Here is an 8,148-nt window from a genome sequence, read left to right as displayed (position 1 = left end):
AGCCGTCCGCGATTTCCTCCGCCGCCTCCTTCTCTTCCTCTTCTGCCTGAGCCATGACGGACTCGGAGGCGTTGAAGCGGAGAACGACCGAGGCGAAGCTGTTGGTTGGCATCCCTTCCGGCATCCAGAAGTCGGCACCGCCGGATCGGCCGGCTGGTCCTCTGTGGGTGTCTTCACCACCAGCTCTGCCTTCTCGACCGGCCTGAGCGCTATCGCCTTTGGCAGGCTCTGCGTCGGGGCTCGCGACGTCGTAGACCACTGTGTGGTCGTATGTGACGCTTCCCTCTTGAGCAGCCAATCCAACGGGGACGAGCAACAGGCAGAGGCTCAGTATCGTTTTCATGACGGTTCGATGCTGTCGAGAGGGCAGACGCTAATAGGGAGTCCGTTGTCATGATGACAGGTGAACCCCGTCAGGGCTAGCGTTGGAGCGTCTCGAGCCGCTCCCCCCAGTCGACGGTCCCGGACTCGGTTCTAGTCGCCGCTCCCTCGATGCATTCCACTGAAGCGACCGGCGGCTCCGCCCCGTTGCGGACCCAACTGCCACGACATGCTCAGCATGACGTAGCGCCCCAGCGTTTGCACTCGTGACTCCTGGATGTACGCAGACGTGTTCGTCAGCGAGACACCCTGGTTCTGATTCAGTAGATCCATCGCCACAAATTTGATCTGCGCCCGATCGTTCATCACGAAGCGGGACAGCGACGCCTGCAACGCGGCCACGTTCTGTCCCTCACCGAAGATTTCCTGATCGAAGAACTGGTAGTTCAATCGTGATTCGAGCGTCCAGCCATCGCCGAAGTAGAGCGAACCGTTCGCATACAGCGTGCGGTTGAGGTAATCCTGCGCGAAGTCCTGGTTGATGGAGTAGTCCACGTTGTTGAACGTGAACCGCCCACCCGCGCGGATCTCGAAGACTTCCTTGTCACGATTCTCCATGCTCAGATCAACGGTGTGCCGGAGGATCTTGCTGATGTTCTCCTCGCCGTTCACGAATTCTGTACCCGTGGAGTAGTTCGCGTTGTAGCTGACGTTGATCTCCGCCCCGATGCGCCGGATCGGGGTGCCCAGAGTGGCTCCACCGGTCGCGCCCCACCCGTCCGTGGCGTTGATCGGCGTGCGTGTCTGCACCGCGTTCTCGTTGACGGTCCGCGCGGTCACGATCTGGTCGTTCGTGTAGCTGATCGACCCGAAGGTGAAGAAGTTCAGGAAGGTGAACTGATCGAAGGAACGGTAGTCTGCGCGCAGCCGATGCGTGTACTCAGGCGTCAGGTCTGGATTCCCGATGTACAGGTTGAGGGGGTTCGTGTTGTTCGAGTAGGGCTGCAGCTGGGTCAGACTCGGCTCGCGCGTCGAAGTCGTATACCGGACGGTCAGGTTCTTCCCTTGGTCGAACTGGACCCGATAGTCGAGGGAAGGCAGGACATGTGTGTATCCATTCGTGATCGTTTCGTCCCGGTTCAGGATCGTACCGTCGAGGTTTGATCCCTGTACCTCGACACCCAGCACGAAGCGCTTATCGTCGGCATTTCGGCTAAACCGGAATCCGCCGCGGAGATAGCTGTAACTCCGCTCGAACGCTGAACTCTGGGCAGCGTTGAAGACCGGTACCCCCGCCACGATGTCGTGGACTGATTCGTTACGGTCTTCATTCGTCGCGCTTCGCTGCCCGAACAGCTCGAGGACTTTTCCGCCGCCGAGGGGCTCGGTTATGGCGAGTCGCTGCGAGTACCCGAGTGTGCGGCCGGTTTGTGACTGTTCCTGGGCGATCTCTTGGTTCGTCAGCACGTCGCCACGGCCGTAGGAGCCGATGGTCGATGTGAGATCGGTGAACTCTTCTGGGTCGCTGATGTTGGTCCAAGCCTCGGCAACGATGCTTCTCCCATCTTCGTTGATCCGCTTCCGCCACGTGAGGCGCGCGTTACCGGTGAGGCTGCTGTTGTTCCCGATGTAGTTGGTGACCGCGGTGTTCAACAGCCTTCCGTCAGCCGCAGTCGTCGACTGCGTTCCGAAGCTCGTGGCGTCCGAAGAACCCAGGTTCAGTGTCCCCCGGAAGCGCATGTCGTGGCCTTGGGAGAAGGTCTTCTGCGCGTTTGCGTTGAAACGGTGAGAGAGCTGATACGCGGTCTGGTTGCTGGTCTGGTCTGAAAGCGAGGACATCTGAGAGCCCAGAAGCAGTTGCTGCAACGTCTCGCTGTTCTGAGCGTTGTCGACCTGGGAGAGGAAGTAGCTCGTTCGCAGCCAGTCGTCGTCCGCGAAGTCGTGACTCGCGTTTATGCCGACGGACAGGGCGTCAGTAAAGCCATTGTTGCCGCCGCCACCCAAACGGGTCGGCCCGCCACCTCCACGCCCGCCGCCTCCTGCGAAGCTCGCACCCTGCACGTGGAACCCGGTTTGGTTCACGTTGTTGACCCCGCCGAGAATGGCGAGCTGAGTGGTAGGCGTGAACTTGCTGATGTTCACGCTTTCGTTGTAGCGCAGCCCGTCGCCACCTGTTGCGGAAGCAATCGTGACGGCTTCGGAGCCACCACCCAAAGAACCGACCACGTTGCCGAAGTAGCTGCTCTTAGCTCCGTCCTTCAGTTCGAGATTGATCGTCCGCTCTTCTTGTCCATCTGCGATCCCTGTGAACTCTGCCATGTCCGACTGTTTGTCGTAGATCTGGATTCGTTCGACGGCGTCCGCAGGAAGATTACGGGTCGCGATCGTCGGGTCAGTACCGAAGAACTCTTTGCCTTCTACGAGGACGTTTTGCACTTCCTCGCCTTGGGCGGTGATGGATCCGTCTTCGGCGATCTCCACACCGGGAAGCCTCGCGAGCAGGTCTTCTACGGTGGCTTGAGGTCTGGTCTCGAATGCGAGTGCGTTGTAGTCCATCGTGTCCCGCCGATTCACGAAGGGCACATGGTCGACACTGACCACGAGCGCTTCCATTTCCACCGCGAGCACATCGACTTCAATCGTGCCTGCGTTGACGTTCCTGTCCGTGATCGTGATGTCATGCCGGACGGTCTGGCGACCGACCATGCTGACCTGGAGCACGTAGTCACCCTGGGTGAGCCGCGTCAGTGTGAACGCACCGTCCCCGTTCGACAGTGAGAATTTCCTCAGTACCGAATCCGGAAGCGACAGCGCCACGACCATCGCGCCATTGAGCTTGGCGCCAGCCGAATCCGCGACGACGCCGGCTACGGCGTACTCCTCTTGGGCGTCCGCCGGCGTAGCCACGAGCGATCCGAGCAGTGCCAGTCCGAAAACCAGACTGTTCCGGAATAAGAAGTGCTTGTTCATATGTGTCATCCGATGCGCCGTATGCGGCCGCGGCCGCGCGAAGTGCGCAGCTCTTCGAGTTTCTCTTCAACCATCACTTCGTACTCTTCGCGCGTGATCTCATCACCGTCTTCAGGTGGTGCGATTCCGGTTTCGAGTTGGCCCAAATCGATCGATGTCGCGGAGTACAGTTCTTCCCCACGGTTGACGGAGAGGACTAGGATCATTCCCGGGAGCCCTCCGTACTGTCCCGGGCCTGCCGAGACCGGAATTTGTGGGGTGAACCAGGCTTCGATGGTTCTCCCTTCGTGTTCGGTCTCGGCCTTTTGGACCATGTAGCCCATGAAGTCGCTCTGCTCTGCGACGAGCCGCCAAGCGTATCCGGGTAGGGTGCCGGTGATCCGGAACGTACGCCCCATGAATTCGAGTTCCTCGACGAGCGTGCCGTCGGTGTTGTTGGCATAAGCCCCGAGCAGTGTTTCCTGATCGCTGCGTACTGGCGACCCCATTTTGATGCGGTCGGCGAACAATGCCATGCGTCGGTCCATCTCCGATCCGCCGGCGGCCTCTTCTTCTTCTACCACTTCAGCCTGAGTCATAACGGATTCGGAGGAGTTGAAGCGCAAAACCACCGAGGCGAAGCTGTTGGTCGGCATGCCTTCAGGCATCCTGAAGCTCGCCCCGCCGGCACGTGCGCTCATTCGTCCACCGCCACCACCACCGTCGGCACTCCGGGCCCGCTGCTGGCCTTCGCCACCTCGTCCCTCGCGACCGGCCTGAGCGCTATCGCTTCGAGCAGGCCGGGCGTCGGGATTCGCGAAGCCATAGACCACCGTGTGGTCGTAGGTGACGCTTCCCTCTTGAGCGGCCAAGCCGACGGGGACGAGCAACAGGCAAAGGCTAAGTATCGTTTTCATGACGGTTGGATGGCGGGAAGCGTGCGGGCGTTAATTATCAATTGTCTTCTACTAGTGACACTGAAGCACCGTTCCGCGCTGACGCTGACCTCAGAGACGACTAACCCTCGCCGCTCTGCCGCCGCCAAGTCGTATTCGGCTTTGGCGAGCGCCAACTCGGCACCAAACTCACGGCCCGCCAAGGCGTCAGAGCGTCTCAGACGCAGCACGACCTCTGCGGGGTGGTCCAGGCTCAGGCCGTCATGGCCGGCGAGTTCCTCGAATGCGCCCAGGTCGGATGCAGTCAGGACCAGGCGGGGCCCGGTGGCCCAGTCGAGCCACCACCGGCGGCGAACGATGGCTCCAGCGACCCTGCTCAGCGAGACCACGATCTCGCGCACAGGCTCTACCTCTTGGTCAGAGCGCATTTCGGAGCCCATGTGCTCGGTCTTCCGTACCAGCCGCCACTGGATCTTGAGTTCGTCGTTCTCGGGCCGAAGTAGGCCGTGGACGGTCTCAACCGTGCTCGTCATTCCCTCGCCGGAGAAGACGTCGGAGCCCCTCTTGATGATGAAGGGGAGGGAGTCGGAGTGGAACATCGAGAGGTCGCTCTGCGGGATGTAGAGTACCAACGATGTCATGCCGCGCCGTGGCGCGGAAGGTCTGCCGAGGGAGGACCTGTCCTTGCTGGCATACGGCCTCCGATCTACCGTGGCGTCCTTCAGCAGTGTCGTGTGGTTCTCCGGAGGAGGAAGCGGTATGCGGTTCATGCTCACATTAGGCGTCGTGGCTTTGGTATTCGCGGCGGACGCCGCACCTGCAGCGGCCCAGAGCTCGGATCGACTGAATCCCATGATCGCGCTACACGAGGCGGGTATGCCGGTGTTCGGGATGTATGCGCCCCGGGCGAGTGCGGGGCGAAGGGGTGCGCCTGCCGGTCCGGTGAAGACGCCGGCCCAACTCGCTGAGGAGACGCTCGCGTATACGATGAGTGACTTCGTCTTCGATGGTTCGATGGAGGGCGGTGTGGATCGTGGCCTGCCTGCGTTCAACAGCTTCGTCTCCGCGATGAGCGGTGCTGGCGCATCAACGCGAACGAATCCTCTTGTCGTGAAAATGCAGGAGGTCGGCACGGACTATGCGGGTGCACGGGACGCCATCGCGAAGCAGTTGGACGCCGGAGCGAGCACGCTCATGGCGGTGAAGGTCGAGTCTGCGGAAGAGGTTCGGCAGGCCGTGGCCGCCATGCGATATGAATCGAACGGCGGCACGCGTCCGGACCGCGTCGGAAACGCTCCTGCCTATTGGGGCGTGAGCGAAGCCGAGTATCGCGCCAAGGCAGATGTGTGGCCGCTCAACCCAGACGGTGAACTCATTCTATGGGTCATTGTCGAGAGCCACGCGGGGCTCGCGAACCTGGCCGAGATTGCGGCCGTGCCAGGGATCGGCGTGCTGTGGCCGGGAGCTGGGACGCTCCGGGGCATCTTCTCGTCGCAGAACGCCGAGGGCGAGCGCGTACAGAACCAGAACGGCTGGGAGCACGCGATTCAGTCGGTGTTGTCTGCCTGCAAGGAGAACGATCTCGAGTGCGGATTCCCCTCTAACGCCTCCGACATCGCGATGCGCATGGAGCAGGGTTTCAGCGTGCACGTGATGGGGTGGGGCGACTCGGGCTTTGCGACGGTTGAAGCCGGACGAAAGGCTGCGGGCCGCTAGCGTTTCTATGCAAGATCGCGTCGTCCGTCTCAACGCAGCGCTCTAGAGGCATCGGTCGAAATGCACTGGTCGGTGACTGGCGCGACAACAGTAGTAATCGATGGTTCTCAGGACGAGATTGACGGCTTGATCACTGTGACGCCGACGGAGACTCGGGACTTCATGTTGGTGGCCTTAAAGAGGATGATGTCAGTGGTGCAGAGGGCCATCACGATCGAGGTGATTGGTTTCCCGCCGGAAGGCTCTCCGGTGTTGGACTACGTGGCCGTCGCTGCGGTGCTTGAGACGTTGCGCGGAAAACGCATAGAGCAGATCGGGGTGGAATGGCCCTTCCATTTCCGCGGGGATGCAGGTGCTCGTGAATGTGGAGAGGCGCTTTGGGCGCCTTGCTGAAGGGAGCATGAGAGATGAGGCAGCCGGCGTGTTTGAGCGCTTCAAAGAGATGCTGTTGCGGCTGTAGCGGCGCAGTCTGGTAGCGCACCTGATTTGGAGCGACTTTTGGGACTTCGGTGGGCCTCGACGCATCTGTGACACAGTTGTGGGGGCGCTCGCGGTTTGACCCCCTGCACGGCATCTTGCCAGGGTCGCGACCCCATCAAAACCCGCGGGCCCACCCCTAGTCCTTCGAGCATGTCGTGCGCCTCCTGCCCAGGTATAGTTTGAAAGTCTCCCGACGGTCTTTGCTGCTGCTAGCGACCGGCTTGATGGCGGCATGCAGCCCATCCTCAAACGGCACGTTGTTTCAAGATGTGCGCGTTATCGATGGTACAGGCTCGCCCTCGTCCCCGGGGTCAGTGCGCGTCGTCGACGGCCGAATTGCCGAGGTCGGCGAGCTCACGCCGCGCAGAGGTGAGACCGTCGTGAATGGTGGGGGCGCTGTACTCTCGCCCGGCTTCATCGACACGCACAGCCATCACGACCGAGGATTGCTCAGCGACATGCGGTCCGCTCGGGCCGTGGTAAGTCAGGGCATAACGACCATCGTGGTGGGTCAGGATGGCGGCTCCCAATATCCCCTCGTCGACTTCTTCACCCAAGCCGAGGCGACGCCTCCCGCGGTCAACGTTGCATCGTACACTGGACACGCAGCGCTTCGGCGGGAGGTCATGGGTGATGATTTGCAGCGCACAGCGACCCCACCCGAAACGGACTCGATGTCTGTGCTGCTCCGGGCGGATATGGAGCAGGGCTCTTTCGGTCTAAGTACAGGCCTCGAGTACTCGGCTGCCCTCAACAGCACGACCGAGGAAGTGGTCTCCCTGGCCCACGTCGCCGCCGAGTTCAATGGCCGCTACATCAGCCACATCCGAAGTGAGGACCGGACATTCTGGGATGCCATCGATGAGATCCTCTTCATCGGCTCCGAAGCTGGCCTCCCCGTCCAGGTGAGCCACATGAAGCTTGCCATGACCAGCCTTTGGGGTCGCTCGGATGAACTGCTCCAGAAGCTGGATGCGGCCAGGGCGAGGGGCGTCGACGTCACGGCGGACGTCTACCCATACACGTACTGGCAGTCCACGATGAGAGTGCTGGTACCGGACGGGAACTTCACTCGAGAACAGGTCGGGTTTGCCCTCCGAGAAGTGGCGCTGCCGGATGGGATCATTTTCGGACGCTTCACCCCGGAACCGTCCTACGTGGGCCTTACGCTTGAGGAGATCGCGTTAGAGCGGGAAGAGGATGCGGTCACCGCGTATCTCGCCCTTCTAGACATGGCGTACGGTCCCGACGCTCCTGATGACGTGCGAGAGTCGATCGTCGCTCGCAGCATGAAGGAGGAAGACATTGCCGGCCTCTATCAGTGGGCGCATACGAATGTGAGCAGCGATGGTGAACTCGCGGGGCCCCATCCACGTGGGTATGGGTCCTTCACGCGAGTGCTTCGTACGCAGGTGAGGGAGGACGGAATGCTCTCTCTCGAGGAGGCGGTCTATCGGATGACTGGCCTCGCAGCTGAACACATGGGAATCGTGGATCGTGGGGTCATCCGAGAAGGAGCATGGGCCGACCTCGTACTGTTCGATCCCGAGATGGTCACGGACCACGCGGACTTCGAGTCTCCCCAGCTTGCTTCGACGGGCATCCACGGCGTGTGGGTCAACGGAGTCCAAGTCTGGGACATTGATTCCGTCGTGCAGTCGGCGTATCCAGGCCAGGTGCTCAGGCGTGGTGGTTAGGACGGGGGTGAGTGCTGCGCGAATGTGATCACTAACCCCTAGCCCGAGCTGCCTCCGCATGCCAAGACCCATCACTCAGCGCTGCCTTG

At 61.3% G+C, this 8,148-nt stretch carries 7 protein-coding genes; 3 read left to right on the top strand and 4 right to left on the bottom strand.

Annotated features, from left to right (window positions below):
- From P8L30_07950 to P8L30_07935, 4 genes are all read right to left on the bottom strand, one after another.
- On the bottom strand, positions 1-343 hold a 343-nt coding region (locus tag P8L30_07950; GenBank protein ID MDG2240122.1), incomplete at its 3' end, for a hypothetical protein.
- Between the two features lie 131 nt (positions 344-474).
- Positions 475-3,291, bottom strand: a complete 2,817-nt coding sequence (locus P8L30_07945; GenBank protein ID MDG2240121.1) for a TonB-dependent receptor — start codon at positions 3,289-3,291, stop codon at positions 475-477.
- 5 nt (positions 3,292-3,296) lie between these two features.
- Complete coding sequence (locus P8L30_07940) at positions 3,297-4,187, bottom strand: GLPGLI family protein (protein MDG2240120.1); 891 nt, start codon at positions 4,185-4,187, stop codon at positions 3,297-3,299.
- The gene (locus tag P8L30_07935; protein MDG2240119.1) at positions 4,184-4,807 is read right to left on the bottom strand and encodes a hypothetical protein; all 624 of its coding nucleotides are present in this window, start codon (positions 4,805-4,807) and stop codon (positions 4,184-4,186) included. Before P8L30_07935 ends, P8L30_07940 begins: the two co-directional genes overlap by 4 nt.
- On the opposite strand from P8L30_07935, the gene P8L30_07930 reads away from it, so the two are divergent.
- The 3 genes from P8L30_07930 (at position 4,806) to P8L30_07920 (ending at position 8,059) form a co-directional block, all read left to right on the top strand.
- Entirely contained in the window at positions 4,806-5,882 is a 1,077-nt protein-coding gene (locus P8L30_07930; GenBank protein ID MDG2240118.1) for an aldolase/citrate lyase family protein, read from the top strand. The genes P8L30_07935 and P8L30_07930 overlap by 2 nt on opposite strands.
- 72 nt (positions 5,883-5,954) lie before the next feature.
- Entirely contained in the window at positions 5,955-6,275 is a 321-nt protein-coding gene (locus P8L30_07925; protein ID MDG2240117.1) for a hypothetical protein, read from the top strand.
- Between the two features lie 401 nt (positions 6,276-6,676).
- Positions 6,677-8,059 (top strand): amidohydrolase family protein, encoded by a 1,383-nt coding sequence (locus tag P8L30_07920; GenBank protein MDG2240116.1) that lies wholly within the window; start codon positions 6,677-6,679, stop codon positions 8,057-8,059.
- Positions 8,060-8,148: the final 89 nt, after the last annotated feature.

This window comes from Longimicrobiales bacterium (assembly GCA_029245345.1).
Lineage (GTDB): Bacteria > Gemmatimonadota > Gemmatimonadetes > Longimicrobiales > Gaopeijiaceae > CALFPJ01.
This window is presented reverse-complemented; position numbering and strand designations above follow the sequence as displayed.

Coding starts and splice junctions, on each gene's coding strand:
- P8L30_07945 (MDG2240121.1), bottom strand. CDS start 3,291: ATGAACAAGCACTTCTTATTCCGGAACAGTCTGGTTTTCGGACTGGCA.
- P8L30_07940 (MDG2240120.1), bottom strand. CDS start 4,187: ATGAAAACGATACTTAGCCTTTGCCTGTTGCTCGTCCCCGTCGGCTTG.
- P8L30_07930 (MDG2240118.1), top strand. CDS start 4,806: ATGCCGCGCCGTGGCGCGGAAGGTCTGCCGAGGGAGGACCTGTCCTTG.
- P8L30_07935 (MDG2240119.1), bottom strand. CDS start 4,807: ATGACATCGTTGGTACTCTACATCCCGCAGAGCGACCTCTCGATGTTC.